At 67.0% G+C, this 22,587-nt stretch carries 5 protein-coding genes; 2 read left to right on the forward strand and 3 right to left on the reverse strand.

Going from position 1 to position 22,587, the window contains the following annotated elements; translation table 11 throughout:
* Positions 1 to 51: 51 nt before the first annotated feature.
* From AWC25_RS20445 to AWC25_RS20455, 3 genes are read right to left on the reverse strand one after another with little or no spacing between them, the layout of a single operon-like run.
* A complete protein-coding gene (locus AWC25_RS20445; RefSeq protein WP_085167360.1) occupies positions 52 to 7,722 on the reverse strand; it encodes a non-ribosomal peptide synthetase in 7,671 nt (2,556 codons plus the stop codon).
* Positions 7,722 to 18,011 (reverse strand): non-ribosomal peptide synthetase, encoded by a 10,290-nt coding sequence (locus tag AWC25_RS20450; RefSeq protein ID WP_085167362.1) that lies wholly within the window; start codon positions 18,009 to 18,011, stop codon positions 7,722 to 7,724. The genes AWC25_RS20445 and AWC25_RS20450 overlap by 1 nt, the downstream gene beginning before the upstream one ends.
* 44 nt (positions 18,012 to 18,055) lie before the next feature.
* Positions 18,056 to 18,286, reverse strand: coding sequence for an MbtH family protein (locus AWC25_RS20455; RefSeq protein WP_069399532.1), 231 nt, complete (start codon positions 18,284 to 18,286; stop codon positions 18,056 to 18,058).
* 967 nt (positions 18,287 to 19,253) lie between these two features.
* Between AWC25_RS20455 and AWC25_RS20460 the strand changes: the two genes are divergently transcribed.
* Entirely contained in the window at positions 19,254 to 19,673 is a 420-nt protein-coding gene (locus AWC25_RS20460; RefSeq protein WP_069399551.1) for an MmpS family transport accessory protein, read from the forward strand.
* Positions 19,670 to 22,567 carry an MMPL/RND family transporter gene (locus tag AWC25_RS20465; protein WP_085167364.1) on the forward strand — a complete coding sequence of 966 codons (2,898 nt, stop codon included), beginning with the start codon at positions 19,670 to 19,672 and terminating at the stop codon, positions 22,565 to 22,567. The genes AWC25_RS20460 and AWC25_RS20465 overlap by 4 nt, the downstream gene beginning before the upstream one ends.
* The last annotated feature ends 20 nt before the right edge of the window (positions 22,568 to 22,587 follow it).

Genomic DNA, 22,587 nt, shown 5'->3' on the forward strand with positions numbered 1-22,587 from the left:
GCCCGCCGCCGATGTCCGGGTGCACATGGCGGCGCGTCATGGGTGCTGGGGCTAGAGCAGTCCCACCAGCTGCAGATCGGTCACGTACTTGATGATGACCGGTGCCGTGATGTGCGGGATGTCGTTGTCCGGCCCAATCTTGGCTTCCTGCACCGCGGCCCGGAAGCGGTCGGTCGGCGCGAACGACCCGCGTGTCGGTTCCAGCGGCTGGATCTGGTCCGGGTTGTGCAACAGCAGCTGCAGCATCTGCAGCACCGAGTGCTGACGCTGCCGATCCGGCAGAGCCCGAAGCTTGGCCTCGAACTGCCGCACCCATTCCCCGAAGTCGTCGATCCGCTCGATCGGATACCCGGCCTCGATCAACCAGTCGACGTACGTGTCGATTCCGATCCCGTCGTCGTGCGGGTTCATCACGTGGTAGGTCTCGAAGCCGTCGACCACTTGAGCACCCAGCGTGGCGATCGCCTCGGCGACAAATTCGACCGGCAGCCCGTCAAAGTGGGCGCGTTGCCGGTTTCCGTTGGCGTCACGCTGATAGAACGAGCCGGGCGCGACGCCGGTGGCCACCAGGCTCAGGATCATCCGGGTGACCACGTCGGTCACGTTGAACTGGCCGGCATAGCTGGTGTCGGACAGGATCATGTCGCTGCGGAACACCGAAACCGGAAGCCCGAACTGCTCGTTGGCCTCCCGCAGCAGCACCTCGCCGGCCCACTTGCTGTTGCCGTAGCCGTTGGCGTAGCTGCCGTCGAGGACCCGGGTGGGGCTGATGACCCGGATGTCGGCGTCCTCGGTGAACAACGACGGCTCGATCTGGCGACCGAGGTCCGACGTCGACACGTAGGCGTACGGCTTGATCCGGGTGGTCAGCGCGAACTTGATCAGCTCGGCGGTACCAACGACGTTGGGGCCGAACAGTTCTCGGTACGGCAGCACACCGTTGACCACCGCGGCAGAGTCGACGATCAGATCGACGGACTCGGCCAGCCGCTGCCAGGTCTGCTCGTCGAGGCCCAGGTGAGCCTCGCCCTTGTCGCCGGCGACGACCTCGAGGTGATCGGCGGCCAACTGGTGGAAATGCTCCACCAGCCGCGGGTCACCGGAGTCGAAGGTCTTCTCCAAACGCCGCCAGGCCTCTTCGTCGGAGCCGGCGCGCACCAGGCAGATCAGTTTGCCCTCGACACGCTTGAGCTGCTTGAGCCACTCCAGGGCCAGGTAACGGCCCAAGAAACCGGTCGCCCCGGTCAGCAGCACCGTGCGGGCCTCGGCGCTCGGCCCCGGCAAGGTCGGGGCGGTGATCAGCGTGGTCTCGTCGATGAACTTGTCCAGGGTGAGGTCACTGGCGCGGAGTCCGGTCGTGTCACGGCCGTGCACGAAGGCGTAGCTGGGCCCGTGCGAATCGGCATCGTCCGCGTCGGTGTCGTGGTCCAGCCGATGGCTGACGCTGCGCACCGACGGCGCCTCGAACAGCGTGCGGACCGACAGGTTGGAATCGAACGCGGTGTTGATCGCCGCGACCACCCGCATCGCCGACAGCGAGTCACCGCCCAGGTCGAAGAAGGAGTTCTCCACCCCGACTCGCTCCAGCCCCAAAACCTGGCCGTAGATGCCGGCCACGATCTCCTCGGTGGGGGTTTCCGGCGGGGAGTAGCGGACCGCGTTCTGGTATTCGGGTGCGGGCAGGGCGCGTTTGTCGAGTTTGCCGTTGACCGTGCGGGGCAGCGTGTCGAGCACGACGATCGCCGCCGGGACCATGTAGGGCGGCAGGCCCTCGCCCAGCGCGCTGCGCAGCTGCGCCGTGTCGACGTCGCCGGTGACGGTGACGTAACCGACCAGCCGCTTGTCGCCGGGACGATCCTCGCGGGCGACCACCGCCGCGGCCTGCACACCCTCCAGCGCGGCCAACGCCGCCTGAACCTCACCCAACTCGATGCGGTAACCACGAATCTTGACCTGCTCATCGGCGCGGCCCAGATACTGCAACTGCCCGTCCGAACCCCAGCGCACCAAGTCCCCGGTGCGATACATCCGATCCCCGGGCGCACCGAACGGACACGCCACGAACCGCGACGCGCTCAGCCCGGGCCGACGCATATAGCCGACCGCGACTCCCCGTCCGGCGATGTACAACTCGCCGACCACGCCTTCCGGCGCCGGCCGCAACCATTTGTCGAGCACGAACAGCGCCGCTCCGGGCACCGGCACGCCGATCGGTGCGCCGCCGCCGGCCTTCATCGGTGCGCTGATCGCGGCATAGATGGTGGCCTCGGTCGGGCCGTAGGCGTTGATCATCACCCGCCCCGGCGCCCACTTGTCCACGATTTCGTTCGGCGAGGCCTCGCCCGCCATCACCAGGGTCACCGATTCCAGGCCCTCGGGCGGCATCATCGCCAGCGCCGAAGGGGTTTGGCCCACCACCGTCACCTGCTCGGCGACCAGCAGGTCACGCAGCTCGGGTGCGGACGCCGCCGCCGACTCGGGCACCACGACCAGGCGGGAGCCGTGCAGCAGGGCGCTGAAGATTTCCCACACCGACACATCGAAGCTGTACGAATGCCATTGCGACCACACCTGTTCCGGGCCGGTGGGCGCGTTGGGGTCGGGCGACTCCAATAGCGACGTCGCGTTGTGATGGGTGATCGCAACACCTTTGGGCACCCCGGTGGTGCCCGAGGTGTAGATCATGTACGCCAGGTCCTCCGGTGCCGCCACCGGCAGGGTGACGTCCGCCGGGTTGGGCAGCTCGGGGTCGTCGACGTCGATGACGGCCAGGGTGGCGCCGTCGAACCGGGACCGCATCGTCGCGTTGGTCATCGCGGCGACCGGGGTGGCGTCGTCGAGCATGAACTCAAGTCGCGCGTCGGGCATTGCCGGGTCGATCGGCAGATACGCCGCCCCGGACTTCAGCACGGCGACCATGGCGACGATGGCCTCGGCCGAGCGGTTGAACAGCAGTGCCACGCACTCGCCCGGGCCGGCGCCGTGGCCGACCAGGACCCGGGCCAACCGTTCGGCGGCGTCGTCGAGCTCGCGGTAGGTCCAGGACCGGTCGCCGTCTACCAGGGCGACGCCGTCCGGGGTGCGGGCGACCTGCGCGGCGAACATCGCCGGAATCGTGGTGCCGGTCGCGGGCTGGGTCAGCACCGCGCGGTTGCCCCATTCGTCCAGGCGGGCGTGTTCGCCGGCGTCGAGCACATCCATCGACGACAGCCGCTGGTCGGGGTCGGCGGTCATGGCGACCAGCACCCGCTGAAAACGCCCGACCAGCGTCTCGATGCTGGCCGGGTCGAACACGTCGGTGTCGTATTCGACGCGCACACCCAGTTCGTGGCCCGGCAGCGCCATGACGGACAGCGGGTAGTGGTTGTACTCGCGGTTGGTGACGTCGGTGATGGCCAGCTCGTGCACGCCCATCGGCACGTTGGTGTCGATCGGGTAGTTCTCGTACAGGAACAGGGTGTCGAACAGCTGGTCGTGCCCAGTGGCGCGGTGGATGTCGCTCAGCCCTAGATGCTCGTGTTCGAGCCGGTTGTTGTGCTCGTTCTGCAGCTGCTCGAGCAGGTCGCGCACGGTCGTGCCCACGGTGGTGTTGGCCCGCACCGGTACGGTGTTGATCAGCAGTCCCACAATCGATTCCGAGCCCACCACTTCGGCGGGACGTCCGGAAACGGCGGTGCCGAAGGCGATGTCGCGCTGCCCGGTCAGCCACATCAGCAGCTGCGCCCACGCGGCCTGCAGAACGGTGTTGACGGTGGTGTGGCAGGCGCGGGCCAGCGTGCTCAGCTCGCGGGTGGTCTCCACCGGCACGCGGTAGGAGTCGACGCGGCGGCGGCCGAGGCCCATCCGGGTAGCGGGACCCACCAGGGTCGGGTCGTCGAAGCCCTCGAACATCTCGCGCCATGCGGCCTGGGCGGCGCCGCGGTCCTGGGCGGCAAGCCAGGACAGGATGCTGCGGTACGGGGCGGGCGCGGGCAGCCGCTCCCCGTAGTAGCTGGCGAAGATCTCGCGTAACAGGATCGGCAGCGACCATCCGTCCATCACGATGTGGTGGTTGGTCATCACGAACCGGTGCCGGTTCTCGCCGAAGCGAATCAGGGCCGCGCGGAAGGCCGGCCGCGCGGCCAGGTCGCTGACCGCGTCGCGTTCTTCGGCGCAGAGCCGCTCGATCTGTTTGTCGTGGTCGCGCTCATCGCCATCGAGTTGCACATAGCGCCAAGCCATTACGGGTTCGGCGGGAATGACCTGCACGGGTTCGTCGAACTGGGCGCAGAACCGGGCCGCCAGGTTGGGATGCCGGTTGACTACCGCCTGCACCGCGTCGCGCAGCCGGTGCGGGTCCAGTGCGCCGGCGACGGTGATCCCGAGTTGCACCGCGTAGACGTCGTCGCCGTTGTCGGTGCCGCCCTGGGCGACGCTGGCGTGAAACAGCAGTCCCTGCTGCACGGGGGTCAGCGGCAAGATGTCGGCCAGGTGGTACTGCTGGTCGAGCTGGTCGAGCTGCTGCTGGGTCAGCCGGGCGGGCAACAGGTCCGACGGCGTCAAGCCGCCGCCGCCGTTGCGCACGTGCGTGCAGATACCGGTGAGGGCCTCGAACCACAGCCGACTGAGCCGGCTGATCTGGTCGCGGTCCAGCGCCGACGGCGCCCAGGTCCAGCTGGCGTGCAGATGCGGACCGGCCTCGGTGTCCATGGTGCCGGCGTTGAGGTCGACGGTGTGCATCAGCGGCAGCGGGACCGCGGTGGCCGCGCCGGCGACCGCCAGGCCCTCTTCGGAGATCCGCCACAGATCGCCGGAGAGTTCGGCGGCGGTGCCCGCGCCGAGCCGGCCCAGGTAGTTGAACCCGATCACCGGGTCGGTGCCGTGCAGGTCGACGTCGTCGTTGAGGTAGCGCAGCAGCCCGTAGGTCAGCGGGTCGGGCAGCGAACGCAGCTGCTCCTTGGCGTCCTTGATCACCGGCCCCAGCGCCGCCTCACCGGCGGCCACCTGCGACCAACCCAGGCCGCCGACGGACAGCGACACCGGGTATTTGGTGGTGAACCAGCCGACCGTGCGGGACAGGTCGACGCCCCGCGCCAGCTCCTCGTGACGGCCGTGACCCTCGACACCGATGCCCAGCGGTGCACCGCCCGTGCCCAGGAACTCCGCCCAGGCCAACGCGAACGCGATCAGCAGAATGTCTTGCACGCCAGCGTGAAACGCCGCCGGCACCTCACCCAGCAGCAGCTTGGTGGTTTCGACGTCGAGCTCCGCCGAGAGCTGCTCGGCGGTGACGTAGGTGTCCACCTCGGGCCGTACCGCCGGCAGCGCGGTCGGCACCGCTGTCACTCGACGCCACGCCTCGGCCTGCTCGATCACCGCCGGGCGCTGCGCGTGTTCTTCGAGCAGCGACGACCACCGCGCGAACGACGTGCCGCCGGGCGGCAACTCGACCGGCTGGCCGCTGTGGTGCTGCGCCCAGCCAATGTTGAGGTCTTCCAACAGGATTCGCCATGACACGCCGTCGACGGCCAGGTGGTGGATGATCAGCACCAGCTGCGAGGTGGAGTTGATCCACAAGGCGCTCAACATGATTCCCGCGGCGGGGTTCAGGCGGGTCCGGGCCTCGACCAGCGCCTCGTCGGTCAGCTCGTCGACCGACTGCAAAAGCTCGCTCGCGTCCACGGTGCCGACTTCGGGTACCTGCAGCGACCATTCGCCGGCGTCGTCGTCCTCGACCCGCAGCCGCAGGGTGGCGTGCCGGTCGACCAGTGCTTGCAGCACCGCGGCCACGTCGGCCTCGGTGACGCCGCTGGGCGCCTGCACGACCATCGTCTGGTTGAACTGCTCGACGGGTCCGACGACGCCCTGCAACCAGCGCATGATCGGGGTGGCGACGACCGGACCGATGCCCTCGTCGACCACGCCGTCGGCACCGTCGGTCAGCTGCGCCACCCGGGCCAGCCGGGCCACCGTCTGCTCGACGAAAATGTCTCGCGGACGGCACATTACGCCGGCCGCGCGGGCGCGGGCGGCCACCTGCATCGACAGGATGCTGTCGCCGCCCAGGTCGAAGAAGGAGTCGTCGATGCCGACTCGCTCGACGCCGAGCACCTGGGCGTAGATCCCGGCCAGGATTTCTTCGACCGCATCCGACGGCGCCCGGTAGCCGCTGCCGGTGCTGCGGTATTCGGGTGCGGGCAGGGCGCGTTTGTCGAGTTTGCCGTTGACGGTCAGCGGCAGCGTGTCGAGCACGACGACCGCCGAGGGAACCATGTAGGCCGGCAACCGCTCGGCCAGTGCGCTGCGCATCTGGGAGGGGTCGACGTCGCCGGTGACGGTGACGTAACCGACCAGCCGCTTGTCGCCGGGACGATCCTCGCGGGCGATCACCGCCGCGGCCTGCACACCCTCCAGCGCGGCCAACGCCGCCTGAACCTCACCCAACTCGATGCGGTAACCACGAATCTTGACCTGCTCATCGGCGCGGCCCAGATACTGCAACTGCCCGTCGGAGCCCCAGCGCACCAAGTCCCCGGTGCGATACATCCGATCCCCGGGCGCACCGAACGGGCACGCCACGAACCGCGACGCGGTCAGTGGGCTGCGGCGCACGTAGCCGCAGGCCACGCCGCGCCCGGCGATGTACAACTCGCCGGTGACGCCTTCGGGGGCGGGCCGCAACCATTTGTCGAGCACGAACAGCGCGGCGCCCGGCACCGGCGACCCGATCGGTGCGCCCGCCTCGGGGGTCAAGGCGCCGCTCATCGCGGCGTAGATGGTGCCCTCGGTCGGGCCGTAGGCGTTGACGATCGTGCGCCCCGGCGCCCACCGGTCCACCACCTCGGACGGCAGCGCTTCCCCGGCGACGAACAGCACCGTGGACTCCAGGCCATCTGAGGCCAACATCGCTGCGGCAGAAGGGGTTTGGCACAAGACGCTGACCTTCTCGGAGATCAGCAGCGCGTGCAGATCCTCCGGCGAGCTGGCCACCGACTCGGGGACGATCACCAACCGGCCGCCGTGCAGCAGGGCGCCGAAGATCTCCCACACCGAGACGTCGAAGCTGTAGGAGTGCCATTGCGACCACACCTGGCCGGGCCCCGGCGGCACCGTCGAGTGCAGCTTTTCAAGTAACGAGGTCACGTTGCGATGGGTGATCGCAACACCTTTGGGCACCCCGGTCGTTCCTGAGGTGTAGATCATGTACGCCAGGTCTTCCGGCGCCGGCGCGGTGGGCTCGACGCCGGGATCGGCACCCGGGTCGTCGAAGTCGACGACGACCAGGTCGGCGCCGTCCAGCCGGGACCGCAGGGTGGCGGTTGTCAGCGCGGCGACCGGTGCGGCATCGCCGAGCATGAATTCCACCCGGGCGTCCGGCAGCGCCGGGTCGATCGGCAGATACGCGGCCCCGGCCTTGAGCACGGCCATCATCGCCACGATCGCTTCGGCGGACCGCGAAAACAGCAGCGCCACAGTCTGACCCGGGCCCGCCCCGTGACCGGCGAGCACCCGCGCCAACCGGTCCGCGGTCTCGTCGACCTCGCGATAGCTCCACGACCGGTCACCGAAGACCAGCGCCACCGCGTCGGGGGCGTTGGCGACCTGTGCGGCAAAAAGTTCCGCGACCGTCGCACCGGCCCACGGCTTGGTCAGCACGGCACGGTTGCCCCACTCGTCTAACCGCGCGACCTCTCCCCCGTCGAGTAGGTCAATCGATAAGAGCCGCCGTTTTGGGTCGGCCATTACTCGTCCCCTGCATCGTCGGTCATGGCCACCAGCACCCGCCGCAACCGCTCGACCAACGTTTCGATGCTCGCCTTGTCGAACACATCGGTGTCGTATTCGACGCGCAGCACCAGCTCGTGGCCGGGGACAGCCTGGACCGACAGAGGGTAATGGTTGAATTCACGGTTCGTGAACTTGGTGATCGTCATGTCCTGGACGCCCGACAGCGCCGCGGTGTCGATCGGGTAGTTCTCGTAGACGAACATCGTGTCGAACAACTGATCGTGCCCGGTGATTCGGTGAATTTCGTTCAACCCCAAATATTGGTGCTCGAGGGTCTCGGTGTAAGACCCCTGCAGCTGCTCCAGTAGGTCGCCCACGGTGGTGGCCGCGGTGATGTTAGCCCGCACCGGCACCGTGTTGATCATGAGGCCCACAATCGATTCCGCTCCCGGAAGGTCCGTCGGCCGCCCGGACACGGCGGTGCCGAAGGCGACGTCGGGCTGGCCCGTCATCCGCATCAGCAGCTGCGCCCACGCCGCCTGCAACACGGTGCTGACCGTGGTGCGGCAGGAGCGGGCGAGCTCGCTCAGTGCCTGCGTGGTCTCGGCGGAGACCTGGAACTCTTCGACGCCGCGCGGTCCCAGTCCCATCCGTTGCGGCGGGCCAACCAAGGTCGGGGTGTCGAAGCCGTCGAACACCTGGCGCCACGCGGCCCGGGCGGCGCTGCGGTCCTGGCCGGCCAGCCAGGAAACGAACCGACGGTAGGGCACCGGCGCGGGCAGCTTGGCCCCGTAGTAGCTGGCGAAAATCTCCTGCAGCAGAAGCGGTTTCGACCAGCCGTCCAAGACGATGTGGTGGTTGGTGAGCACAAACCGGTACTGGTCTTCACCGGTGCGAAGCAGGGCCGCGCGGAAGGCTGCCTGGTTCACCAGGTCGCCCACCGCGGTACGTTCGTCGGCCGAGAATTGCTCGATCCGGCCGTCGACGTCACTGTCACCGTCGCCCAATTCGAGGTACTGCCAATCCAATTCGGGCTCGGCGGGCAGGACCTGCAGCGGCTCGTCGAAGTCGCCGGTGAAGCGGGCCACCAGGTGCGGGTGCCGGGTTACCACGGTGTGCACCGCAGTGCGCAACCGCTGCGGGTCGACGGCGCCGGTGATGCTGACGTCCAGCTGCACCGCGTACAGGTCGTCACCGCCGACGCCGAGATCCTCGGCGGTGCTGGCGTGGAAGAACAGGCCTTGCTGCAGCGGGGTCAGCGGCAACACATCGGCGACCGGGCCGCGTTGCTGCAGTTCGTCGATCTGCTGCTGGGTCATCCGCGCCGGCGCCAGGTCGGACGGCGTCAACCCGCCGCCACCCGCGCGCACGTGCGCGCAGATGCCCGTCAGAGCGTCGAACCACAGCCGGCTCAACCGGTCGACCTGGGTTTGGTCGAGCGCCGACGCCGCCCACGTCCAGTTGGCCTGCAGCTGCGGGCCCTCCTCGCGGTCCAGCGTGCCGGCGTTGAGCTCCAGGGTGTGTGCCAGCGGCATGGCGACGGCCGTCGCCGCCGCCACGGCGGGCAGGTCGTCCTGGGCGATCCGCCACAGGTCGTCGCTGAGGTCGCCGATGCCTGCGCCCAGCCGTCCCAGGTAGTTGAACCCGATCACCGGGTCGGAATCCTTAAGGGCGACATCGGGATTCAGGTATCGCAACAGGCCGTAGGTCAGCGTGTCGGGCAGCGCGCGCAGCTGCTCCTTGGCCTCCTTGATCACCGCACCCAGCGCAGCGTCACCGGCTGTCACCTGCGACCAGTCCAGCTCGCCGACGGTCAGCGCGACCGGGTACTTGGTGGTGAACCACCCGACCGTGCGCGACAGGTCCACGTCGGCGGCCAATTCCTCGTGCCGCCCGTGCCCTTCGACGTCGATGCCGATCGGTGCGCCGCCGCTGCCGAGGAACTCCGCGAAGGCCAGGGCGAACGCGATCAACAGGATGTCCTGCACCCCGGCGTGGAACGCCGCCGGCACCTCGCCAAGCAGTTGACGGGTGGTGTCGACGTCGAGGCCGACCGACAGCTGACCGGCGGTGGCGAAGGTGTCTTCGGCGGGCCGCACGGCCGGCAGCGCCGCGGGCACCGCGGCGACCTGTCGCCACGCCTCGGCCTGGGCGGCGACCTCGGGCAGGCGGGCGTGCTCGTCGAGCAGCGCCGACCAGCGGGCAAACGACGTGCCGGGCACCGGCAACGCCACCTCTTGCCCGCTGTGATGCTGGGCCCAGCCGATGTTGAGGTCTTCCAACAGGATTCGCCATGACACACCGTCGACGGCCAGGTGGTGGACGATCAGCACCAGCTGCGACGTCGAGTTGACCCACAACGCGCTGAGCATGACTCCGGCGCCCGGGTTCAGCCGGGACCGCGCCGCCACCAGCACGTCGTCGGACAGCGCGTCGGCCGTCCACAGCAGGCTGGCCGCGTCGACGGAACCGACGTCGGGCACCGACAGCAACCAACCGCCGGCGCCGTCGTCCTCGACCCGCAGCCGCAGCATCGCGTGCCGGTCCACCAACGCCTGCAGCACGACCTTCGCGTCGGCCTCGGTGGCTCCGGCCGGCGCCTGCACCACCATCGTCTGGTTGAACTGGTCGACAGGTCCCTGAGTTTCCTTGAGCCAGTGGGTGATCGGCGTCGCGACCACTTCGCCCAGGCCCTCGTCGACGGCGCCGTCGCCGTCGGCGGCCAGCGTGGCGACGCGGGCAAGCCGGGCCACGGTCTGTTCGACGAAGATGTCCCGGGGGCGGCAGACCACACCGGCCGCGCGGGCCCGGGCCACCACCTGCATCGACAAAATGCTGTCACCGCCGAGGTCGAAGAAGGAGTCGTCGACGCCGACCCGCTCGACCCCGAGCACCTGGGCGTAGATACCGGCCAGCACCTCTTCGACCGCGGTGGTCGGTGGGCGGTAGCTGTCGACATCCTGGTATTCCGGCGCCGGCAGCGCCCGGGTGTCGAGTTTTCCGTTGACGGTCAACGGAAGTGAATCCAGCACCACCACCGCGACCGGCACCATGTACGTCGGGAGCCGTTCGGCGAGTTTGCCGCGAATCTCGTTCGGGTCGGCGGTCCCGGTGACGTAACCGACCAGCCGCTTGTCGCCTGGACGGTCCTCGCGGGCGATCACGGCCGCCTGGCCCACCCCGTCGAGGGCGGCCAGCGCCGCCTGGATTTCGCCGAGTTCGATGCGGTAGCCGCGGATCTTGACCTGCTTGTCCGCACGCCCCATGTAGCGCAGCTGCCCGTCGGTGCCCCAGGAGACCAGGTCTCCGGTGCGGTACATCCGTGCTCCCGGCGCGCCGAACGGGCACGCGACAAAACGGGTCGTCGTCAGATCCGGCCGGCCGACGTAACCGCTGGCCACCCCGGCCCCCGCGACATACAACTCGCCGATCACCCCGGGCGCGACGGGCCGCAGCCAGCCGTCCAGGACGAAGAACGCCAGGTGCGCCAGCGGCACGCCGATGGGGCTGCTGTTGCTGTAGATGTCGGAGTCGACGATCTCGCGGAACGAGGCGTGCACGGTGGTCTCGGTGATGCCGTACATATTGATCATCCGCGGCAGGCCCGGATGGTTGTGCAGCCATGTCTGAAGACGTTGCGGCTCAAGGGCTTCGCCGCCGAACACCACGGTCTGCAGCTTCAGCTGCTGGCCCAGTTCGGGTTGCAGCGCGTCGGCGGATTGCAGTGCGTAGAACGCCGACGGCGTTTGACTCAGGACGCTGACTTGCTCGCTGACCAACAAGGCGTGCAGGTCTTCGGGTGAGCGGACCACCGCGTCGGGCACCACGACCACCCGGCCGCCGTGCAGCAGCGCGCCCCAGATCTCCCAGACGGAGTAGTCGAACGCCAGGGAGTGGCATTGGGTCCACACCTGCCCCAGCTCCATTTCGGCGTCCAGCGACTCCAGCAACTGGATGACGTTGCGGTGAGTGACGGCCACGCCCTTGGGTTTTCCGGTGGTTCCGGAGGTGTAGATGATGTAGGCGATGTTGTCGGCCGCCGGTGTCGGCAAGGCGGTGTGGGGTGCGGCCTTGACCGCCGGGTCGTCGATGTCGATGACCTTCACGTCGACGCCGTCCAGCCGTGGCCGCAGATCCGCGGTGGTCAGCGCGGCGATCGGCGCGGAGTCGGAGAGCATGAACTCCATGCGGGCGGTCGGATGTGCGGGATCCATCGGCAGATACGCCGCGCCCGTCTTCAACACCGCCAGCAACGAGACGACCGCCTGGGCGGATCGGTTGAGCAGCACGGCGACTCGCTGTCCCGGGCCGGCTCCTACATCGGAAAGCAAGTGCGCCAACCGGTTTGCGGCCTCGTCGAGTTCCCGGTAGGTCCAGGACTCGTTGCCGTAGTTGACGGCCACGGCCTCCGGTGCGCGAGCAACCTGGGTGGCGAACCGTTCCGGAATCGACATCGCCGCGGCGACGGGCTGATCGAGCACCGCTCGGTTGCCCCATTCTTCCAGCCGCGAATGTTCTTCGGCGTCAAGCAGATCGATCGACGACACCCGCCGGGTGGGGTCGGTGGTCATGGTGACCAACACGCGACGCAACCGCTCGATCAGGGTGTCAACGGTGGCCACATCGAAGACCTGGGTGTCGAATTCGACGCGCAGGCTCAGCTCGTGGCCCGGCGTCACCACCACCGACAGCGGGTAGTGGTTGAATTCGCGACTGCTGAATTCGGTGATCGCCAGCTCGTGTACGCCCAGCAGCGCGCCGGTGTCGACCGGGTAGTTCTCGTAGAGGAACAGCGTGTCGAACAGCTGGTCGTGACCCGTGACGCGATGGATGTCGCGCAGCGCCAGGTGCTCGTACTCCAGGGTGTCGTTGTGGACCCGCTGCAGCTGACCCACCAGGTCGGCGATCGTGGTGGTCGCGGTGGCGGTGGCACGCACCGGAATCGTGTTGATCAGCAGGCCGACCAGCGATTCCGCGCCGGGCAGCTCGGTGGGACGGCCGGATACCGCGGTGCCGAATGCGATGTCCTGGTGGCCGGTCAGCCACATCAGCACCTGCGCCCACGCGGCCTGCAGCACGTTGCTGACCGTCGTGTGGTGCGCCCGCGCCAGCTCGGTAAGGGCCTGGGTGGTGTCGGCGGCGACCCGATACGATTCGACGCCCCGTTCTGGGCCCGTCACGGAGGCCTGCCCGGGCGGGCTCACCAGCGTGGGGGTGTCGAATCCGGCGAGCACTTCTGCCCACGCCGCCTGGGCGGCCTCGCGATCCTGCGCGGCCAGCCAGGTGACGAAGCTTCGATACGACGGCGGCGCGGACAACCGCTGGCCGTAGTAGAGCGAGAAGATTTCCTGCAACAGGATCGGCAGCGACCAGCCGTCGATCACGATGTGGTGGATCGTCAGCACGAAACGGTGCCGGTTGTCCCCGGTCTGGATCAACGCCACCCGGAAGGCCGGCTGGTTGGCGATATCGCAGACCGCGGCGCGCTCGGCCGCACACAGCCGTTGTACCTGTTCCTCGACATCGCCGTCGGCGCCGGTGATTTCGGCGTACTGCCACGCCATCACCGGCTGGGCCGGGATGATCTGGATCGGCTCGTCGAATTCTTGGGAGAACGACGCCGCGAGGTTGGGGTGGCGGTCGATCACTGTCTGCACCGCGTCGCGCAGCCGCTTCTGGTCGAGGGGTCCGGTTACGGTGATGCCCAGCTGCACCGCGTACAGATCGTCGCCGGAGCCCTCCGCGATGGCGCTGTGGAACAGCAGGCCCTGCTGCACTGGGGTCAACGGCAGCACGTCGGCGATCGGCATCCGCCGCGCCAACTCGTCGATCTGCTGCTGGCTCAACCGCGCCGGCGCGACATCCGACGGCGTCAATCCCCCGCCGCCGGCGCGCACGTGTGCGCAGATGCCGGTCAGGGCGTCGAACCATAGTTGGCTGAGCCGGGCGATCTGGGTGTCGTCGAGCGCCGACGGCGCCCAGGTCCAGTTGGCGTGCAGGTGTGGGCCGGCGTCGCTGTCGACGGTGCCGGCGTTGAGCTCCACGGTGTGCGCCAGCGGCATCGGAACCGCCGCGGCCGCGGCCGCCAGCTCCAGGCTTTCCTGGCTGACCCGCCACAGGTCGTCGGACAGCTCGGCCGCGGAGGCGCCCATCCGGCCCAGGTAGTTGAACCCGATGACCGGGTCGGAATCATCAAGGGCGACATCGGGATTCAGGTACCGCAGCAGGCCGTAGGTCAAGCCGTCCGGAAGGGAGCGCAGCTGCTCCTTGGCGTCCTTGATCACCGGGCCCAGAGCGGGGTCGCCGGCAACCACACGGGCCCACGACAGTCCACCGACGCTCAGCGCCACCGGGTATTTGGTGGTGAACCAGCCGACGGTGCGCGACAGATCGACGTAGGCGTTCAGCTCTTCGTGGCGGCCGTGTCCCTCGACATCGATCCCGAGCGGTGTGCCGGATTTGCCCAGGAATTCGGACCAGGCCAATCCGAACGCGATCAACAGAATGTCTTGCACGCCAGCGTGAAACACCGCGGGCACCTCACCCAGGAGCTGGCGGGTGGTCTCGACGTCCAGGTCCACCGCCAGACGGCCGGCGGTGGCGTGCGTGTCCGAGGCGGGTTGCACCGCCGGCAGCGGGGCCGGCGCCGACGCCACCTGCCGCCAGGCGTCCGCCTGGGCGACGACGGCTTCGGATCGGGCGTGCTCGTCGAGCAGGGCCGACCATCTGGCGAACGACGTGCCCGGGGCCGGCAACTCGATCTCTTGGCCGCTGTGGTGCTGGGCCCACGCAATATTGAGGTCTTCCAACAGGATTCGCCACGAAACGCCGTCGACGGCGAGGTGGTGGATGATCAGCGCCAGCTGCGACGTGGAAGTGACCCATAGCGCGCTGAGCATCGCGCCGGTGGCGGGGTTCAGCCGCGACCGCGCTGCCACGAGCGCCTCGTCGGTCAGCACGTCGACGGAGTGCACCAGCGCGGCCGCGTCCACCGATCCGGCCTCGGGTACCCACAGCGACCAGCCGCCGACGCCGTCGTCGTCGACGCGCAGGCGCAACGTGGCATGCCGATCCACCAGCGCCTGCAGCACCACTGCGACATCGGCTTCGCTCACGCCGGCGGGGGCCTGCACCACCATCGACTGGTTGAACTGCTCGATCGGCCCGTCGACGCTCTGCAGCCAGCGGATGATCGGGGTCGCGACCACCTCGCCGAGGCCCTCGTCGACCGCGCCGATCTCGCCGGTGGCGACGCTGGCGACCAGGGCCAGCCGGGCCACGCTTTGTTCGACGAAGATGTCGCGGGGACGCAGCAACACGCCCGCCGCGCGGGCGCGGGCCACCACCTGCATCGACAGAATGCTGTCGCCGCCCAGGTCGAAGAACGAGTCGTCTACGCCGACCCGCTCGAGGCCCAGGATTTCGGCGTAGATACCGGCCAGCACCTCTTCGACCGCGGTGGTCGGCGGGCGGTAGGTGCCGCCGACGTTGTGGTACTCCGGCGCCGGCAAGGCGCGGGTGTCGAGCTTGCCGTTGGGCGTGAGTGGCAACGCCTTTAGCACGACGACGGCGGCGGGCACCATGTACGCGGGCAGCCGCTCGGCGAGCTTGGACCGCGCGGCGGCCGGGTCCGCGGTGCCGGTGATGTAGCCGACCAGACGTTTGTCGCCGGGACGGTCCTCGCGGGCGATGACGGCGGCCTGCTTGACACCGTCCAGCGCGGCCAACGCCGCCTGCACTTCGCCGAGCTCGATGCGGTAGCCGCGAATCTTGACCTGCTCGTCCGCGCGGCCAAGGTAGAGCAGCTGTCCGTCGTCGCCCCACGAAACCAGGTCGCCGGTGCGATACATCCGCTCCCCCGGGCGGCCGAACGGGCATGCCACGAACCGCGACGACGTCAGACCGGCCCGTCGCACATATCCGCACGCGACTCCGGCGCCGGCGACATACAGCTCGCCGACCACACCGGGCGGTACCGGCTTCAACCATCGGTCCAGGACGAACAGCGCCGCACCGGGGACCGGCGAGCCGATCGGCACCGCGCTCGATCCCTCGACCAGAGGGGCGCTGATCGCCACGCAGACGGTGGTTTCGGTGGGGCCGTAGCCGTTCACCATGACCCGGCCGGGCGCCCATTGGTCCACCACCTCGGGCGGGCAGGCCTCGCCGGCCACCACCAGCGCGGCCGTCTCCAGGCCTTCGGGCGAGAGCATCCCGACCGCCGAGGGTGTCTGGGTGAGCACGCTGACGTGCTCTCGAACCAGCAGGGCGTGGAAGTCGTCCGGCGAACGAGTCACCGTCTCCGGCACGACGACCAGCCGCCGGCCGCCGAGCAGCGCCGCCCAGATTTCCCACACCGAGAAGTCGAAAGACAGGGAGTGGCACTGCGACCACACACCGGTGCGCGGCAGCCCGGCGTCGAAGCAGGCGAACAGCTGCGTGACGTTGTGGTGCGTGACGGCGACGCCCTTCGGGGTGCCGGTGGTGCCGGACGTATAGATGATGTGGGCGATGTTGTCCGGGTCCGGCGCCGGCGGGGCGGTGCTCGGCTGGGCCGCAATCCGCGGATCGGCGATGTCGATGACGACCAGATCCTTGCCGTCTAACCGTGACACCAGGTCGGCGGTGGTGATCGCGGCCACCGGGGTGGCGTCGGCCAGCATGAAGTCCGTCCGCGCGGTCGGCAGCGCCGGATCGATCGGCAGGTACGCCGCGCCGGCCTTCAACACCGCGAGGATTGCGACGATCGCGTCGGCCGAGCGGGCGAATTGCAACGCCACGCAATGTCCGGGGCCGACGCCCTCGCTTGCCAGCAGGTTCGCCAACCGGTTGGCGGCTTCGTCGAGCTCGCGGTAGGTGGTGGATTGGCCCTCGAAGGTCACCGCCACCGCGTCGGGTGCACTCTCCACGCGTTCGGCGAACACCGCGGGAATCGACAGCTTGGCCTTGACGGGCTTGGTCAGCACCGCCCGGTTACCGATCTCGTCCAGGCGGGAGGTATCGGCGGCTTCCAGTGCGTCGATCGACGACAGCGGCGCCGAGGGGTCCTCGACCATCGCCAACAACACGGCCTGCAACCGGGCGGCCAGGTCGGCAACGGGGAAATTCGCGAAGGGTTGCCCGGGCCCGGCAATGCTGAGGTGCAGCTGATCGCCGGCACCGAGGAAGAAGAAGCCGAAGTGGCCCACCGGGCCGTGGTTGGTGTACCCGGCGTGCGCCGGGGCGCCGGCCAGGTTCAACGTCAGCCGCGACGGAATGAAGTTGACGCCGACGCGGTTCGCGTCGGCCCGGGCGGCACCCTCACCTTCGAGCGTGTGCACCGGGAAGCGCTGGTGCTGCAGCAACTCGCGAATCCGGATGTCGACGTGCGCGACGAAATCGGCCACGGTCGACTCCGGCGAAGTGGACAACACCAGGGGAACGACGCCGGCGAGCATTGCGGGCAACGTCTTTGATTCGGGAGTTACCCGGCGGCTGACCGGAAAGTCGAGCACCACCTCGGACGCGTTTCCCGACCAGCCGCGAACCAGCAGCGCGCACGCGGCGGTAATCGCCGAATAACGACGTACCCGCAACTGTTTCGTCAGCTGTTGCATGCGTCCCACCACGGCCGGATCCAACTGCACGGACGCGGACGTCAAATAGGGGTCACGCTCGTCGGTCGCCTGGGGTAGGCGGTAATGGAATCCGCTTTCGGACGGCAGATGTTCCTGCCAATAGGCCAGGTCATCCTGGTAGTCGGCGGAGGCCTCGTAGCCGGACTCGCAATCGATCAGGTCCTGCAGCGAACCGAAGTAGGCGTCGGGGACGGGTTCACCGGCTACCAGTGCGGAGTAGATGGTGGCGACCCGGCGGCTGACCAGGGCCATCCCCATGCCGTCGACCGCGATGTGGTGGCAGCAGGCGAATAAATAGAATTCGGCGTCTTGCGTCTGAAAAAGCACGAATTTGAATAGCGGACCCGAGAATGGCATTGGCGTCCGTTGAATTGACGACGCCATTTCCCGGGCTTTTCGCACGGGATCGTCCGCGTCTCGTAAATCGTAAAAGCCCAGCTCGGTATCCGGGTACTCGACGGCCTTTTGCAAAACGTGGCCGTCCGCTTCGAAGAACGACACCCGACCCGGTTCGGCCTCCGCGACGACCTGGCGGATCGCCTGCTCCAGCAAAATCCGGTCGACGGCGCCCTCGATCCAGACCAAAAGTCCGAGCTGCCATTCGGTACCCGCGAAACCGGTTTCCTGCGAAAGCCAGATGTCCAGCTGCCCCCGCGTCAGCGGGTGTGCCCGCTCACCACGCTCCATGCGAGTCCCCCAAGGCTCCACCCGAGTCCGAGTACCCAGGCGGTTTACTTATCAAAACTCCGCCCCGCTGCCAGCCGGTCGCGCAGACTCTTCGGCCGAATGTCGGGCCAGTTCTGCTCGATGTAGTCCAGGCATGCCGCCCGGTCGGCTTCACCAAAAACCACCCGCCATCCGGGCGGAACGTCGGCGAACGTCGGCCACAAGCTGTGTTGCTCCTCATCATTGACCAACACGAAAAAACTGCCATTATCGTCGTCGAACGGATTCGTGCTCACAGTTCTCCAGGCGTTCTCTCGATATAAGCGGGATCGCTCCAAACCATACTGGAGGCCAACAGGCTCGGTCGGGCGTTTGGACAAAGTTCCCGGTGTGATCTGTTAAGCACTCGTGACACCGCTTGGCAATTGGTTGCGGGGGCGCTACGCGGGGCGTTGGCGCCTGGGAGTGCAGTAACCTGCAGGGACGGCATGGGCTGTCTATTGCCTGACCAGGCTACGGTACAACCCGCAGTAAGACGAATGAGTTACGGTCAGGTTGCTCAATAGTTGCGGGATCTCAACCGCCCGGCGCGGGTCTCGACATGGGGCCCGGACGCCCCCGCAGCCGCTTGAGCCGAAGAATTCCGCAGCAACGTGCGTCGACGTTGCGGTCAATGGATCACGGATGCCGATCGTGAGGGCGCGATTTCGCGGCCTCGACTTTCACCGGACTTTGTTAGCTGGTGGCCAAGAACGCTGGTAAGTGGGCTGTTCGCGCAACATCGGGTAAGAATGTAATATGCGTCACCATTGTTCGGGACAATGATGCAGGCCACACGTTACCGGTGAGGGGATTCGGCACTTTGGTAACGTGCCGTTACGCAGGAAGCAGGAGTTACGATCCGATATCGGGTTTCCAAAGATCCGATGTCGGAGCCGCTGACATGGTTTACTCGTCAAGATCTGGTTGCACTCGCCGAACGCCGCTCGTTTGAGATGACCGCCGCAGGTCTGGCAGGGTGCGACCGCGGTTTAGGTGAATGTCGAGCGGGTGACATAGCGAGTCCGGGAACGGGTTGAAGGGGGTGCGGTGGTCGAACACGACGTTCGAGCCCGGTCCGACGTCGCCGCCGAAGGCAGTGCCGACGCTAACGGGCCGTCCGGTCGTTTCGGACGGTTCGGTCGTCAACCGTCGCCCGAGTCCCAACCGGTGAAGCCTTCCCGATCGAACCGCCGAAATGTCGGGGCGGGCGCACTCAGGCTGCTGGGTCGGCTGTGGATCCCCTTGCTCATCGTGGCCGTGCTTACTGCCGGCGGGTTCACGGTCTCGCGACTGCACGGCATCTTCGGCTCGGAGAAGCGCCAGTCGTATGCCGACACTCGGATCAAGGACAGCAAGCCGTTCAACCCCAAGCATCTGAAGTACGAGGTGTTCGGGGCCCCGGGCACGGTCGCCGACATCAGTTATTTCGACGTCAACGCCGACCCGCAGCACATCAACGGGGTCACGCTGCCGTGGTCGATGGATCTCTCCACTACGCTGCCCTCCATTGTGGGAAACGTTGTGGCACAAGGCGATAGCGACACGATCGGCTGCCGCATCATCGTTGACGGCACCGTCAAGTCCGAGAAGGTCTCACACGAGGTGAACGCCTTCACGTACTGCGTGCTGACGGCTGCATGATTGACCAAAACGTCGGCACACCGCGGCCCGCGCGACCACCGTTAATTGCGCGGGGAATCCACCGGTTTTCGGTACTCATCATCTTGGGCTGGCTGGGCCTTACCGTCTTACTGACCATCGGCGTTCCCCCCCTTGAGGTTGTGGAGCAACAGCATTCGGTCTCGCTGAATCCCGTCGGCGCCCCCGCTTTCAAAGCCATGGCCCGGTTGGGCCAGGACTTCAAGGAATCCAATTCCGGCGCCTTGGCGATGATCGTGCTGGAGGGCGACCGTCCGCTCGGCCAGGACGCGCACAACTACTACGACGAATTGATCCGCCGGCTGGAAGCCGACACCAAGCACGTCCAGCACATTCAGAACTTCTGGGGCGACCCGGTCACCGCAGCGGCCGCGCAGAGCACCGACGGTAAGGCCGCCTATGTGCAGTTGAACCTCGGCGGCAGTCAGGGCGCATCGGCGGGCGACGCCTCGGTGGAAGCGGTCCGAAAGATCGTCGCGAGCGTGCCGACGCCGCCAGGCCTGAAGGTCTACGTCACCGGCCCCGCCGCAACGGTCGCGGATATGAACAAGGCCGGCCAGGAAACGGTCACGACGGTCACCCTGGCGAGCCTCTCCGTAATCTTCATCATGCTGTTGCTCGTCTACCGCTCGATCTTCACCGTCATTCTGCTGTTGCTGATGGTTGGGCTGGAGCTGCAGGTATCCCGTGGAATGGTGGCGTTCCTTGGGTATCACGGCCTTGTCGGCCTGACCACTTTCGCGGTCAATCTGTTGGTCGCCGCGGTCATTGCCACGGGAACCGATTACGGCATCTTTTTCGTCGGCCGATATCAGGAAGCCCGGCAAGATGGCGAAGATCGCGAGACTGCCTTCTATACCACCTTTACCAGCGTCGCCAAGGTCGTCTTGGCCTCCGGCCTCACGATTGCCGGCGCCGTTCTATGTTTGAGCTTCACTCGGCTCCCCTATTTCCAGCCGCTCGGCATTCCGAATGCGGTCGGCATCGCCGTCGCTGTCCTGGTGGCCATCACGCTGGGACCGGCGCTCATCGCCGCCGGAAGCCGGTTCGGGTTGTTCGAGCCCAAGCGGAAGATTCAGGTCCGGAGCTGGCGAAGAATCGGTACCGCGATTGTGCGCTGGCCAGTACCCATCCTCGTCGCGACGATCGCCGTCGCATTGGTCGGGCTGCTTACTCTGCCGGGGTATAACCCGAGCTACGACGACCAGAAATTCATTCCGGCAGATATCCCTGCCAGCGTCGGAAGCACGGCCGCGGCACGACATTTTCCCGAGTCGCGAACCATGATGCCCGAAATTCTTCTGGTCGAGACCGATCACGATTTGCGTAATCCGACGGACATGCTGGTGCTCAACCAACTAGCCAAGGGCGTTCTCGCGGTACCCGGCGTCTCCACGGTGCAGAGCGTGACCCGTCCCGAGGGAACTCCGTTGGCGCACACCAGCATTCCGTACATCATGAGCATGTCGCAGTCGACCCAGTTGACCAACATGGCGTTCCAAAAGGACCGCATGGAAGACATGCTGAAGCAGGCCGAAGAGTTGGCCAAGATGATCGCGTTGATGCAGCGCATGCTAGGGCTGATGAAAGAACTAGTCGGCGTCACCCATGACATGGTCGGCAAGACGCATGAGATCCAGAAGGCGACCGCGGAGGTGCGAGACCATGTGTCGAACTTCGAAGATTTCTTCAGACCGGTGCGCAGCTATTTCTACTGGGAAAAGCATTGCTATGACATCCCCGTTTGCTTTGCATTGAGAAACATTTTCGATGCCCTCGACGGCGTTGACGAGGTGAACGACAAGTTCACCGAATTGGTGGGAGACCTCGATAAGCTCGACGTCCTTCTGCCCCAGTTGGTTATACAAATCCCGCCGATGATCGACACCATGCAGAGCATGCGGATGATGATGCTGACCATGCATAGCACCATGCAGGGCACCCTTGGGCAGATGGAGGTGAACGGCGGCCAGAACCCCAACGCGATGGGCCAAGCCTTCGATAGCTCCAAAAACGACGACTCTTTCTATATTCCGCCGGGCATTATCGAAAGCTCCGACGCCTTCAAGCGTGTCATGAAAATTTTCTTGTCGCCCGACGGCAAGAACGCTCGAATGCTCATCTCGCAGAAGGGCGATCCGGCTACGCCCGAAGGGCTTTCCCGTGTCGAGCCGATCAAGACGGCAGCCGAGGAAGCGTTGAAGGGCACACCGCTAGAAGACTCGAAGATCTATCTCACCGGGACGGCGGCGGTGGTGAAAGATTTGGTTGACGGCGCCAAATATGACCTATTGATCGCGGGCGTCGCCGCGCTGTGTCTGATTTTCATCATCATGTTGATCATGACGCGAAGCTTTATCGCCGCCCTGGTCATCGTGGGTACGGTCTTGCTCTCATTGGGCGCGTCGTTCGGCATGTCGATTCTGGTGTGGCAGTACCTGCTTGGGCTGCAAATTCACTGGACCGTGCTGTCGATGTCGGTGATCGTCCTGCTGGCCGTGGGGTCCGACTACAACTTGCTGTTGGTGTCCCGAATGAGAGAAGAACTCCACGCCGGCATACACACCGGCATCATCCGGGCGATGGCCGGCACGGGCAAGGTCGTGACAAATGCGGGGCTGGTGTTCGCGTTCACCATGGCCTCCATGGCGGTCAGCGACCTGCGCAGCATCGCCCAGCTGGGCACCACGATCGGGATGGGACTGCTCTTCGACACGCTCGTGGTGCGCGCCTTCATGACGCCGTCGGTCGCGGCGCTGCTGGGGCGGTGGTTCTGGTGGCCGCAAAAAGTACGCACCCGGCCGGCCAGTCAAATGCTGCGGCCGTTGGGGTCTCGGCCGCTGGTCCGGTCGCTGCTGCTGAAAGAATCGCGGTGAGGCTCGCGTGACCACAGAAC

It is taken from the genome of Mycobacterium sherrisii, from assembly GCF_002102355.1.
Lineage (GTDB): Bacteria > Actinomycetota > Actinomycetes > Mycobacteriales > Mycobacteriaceae > Mycobacterium > Mycobacterium sherrisii.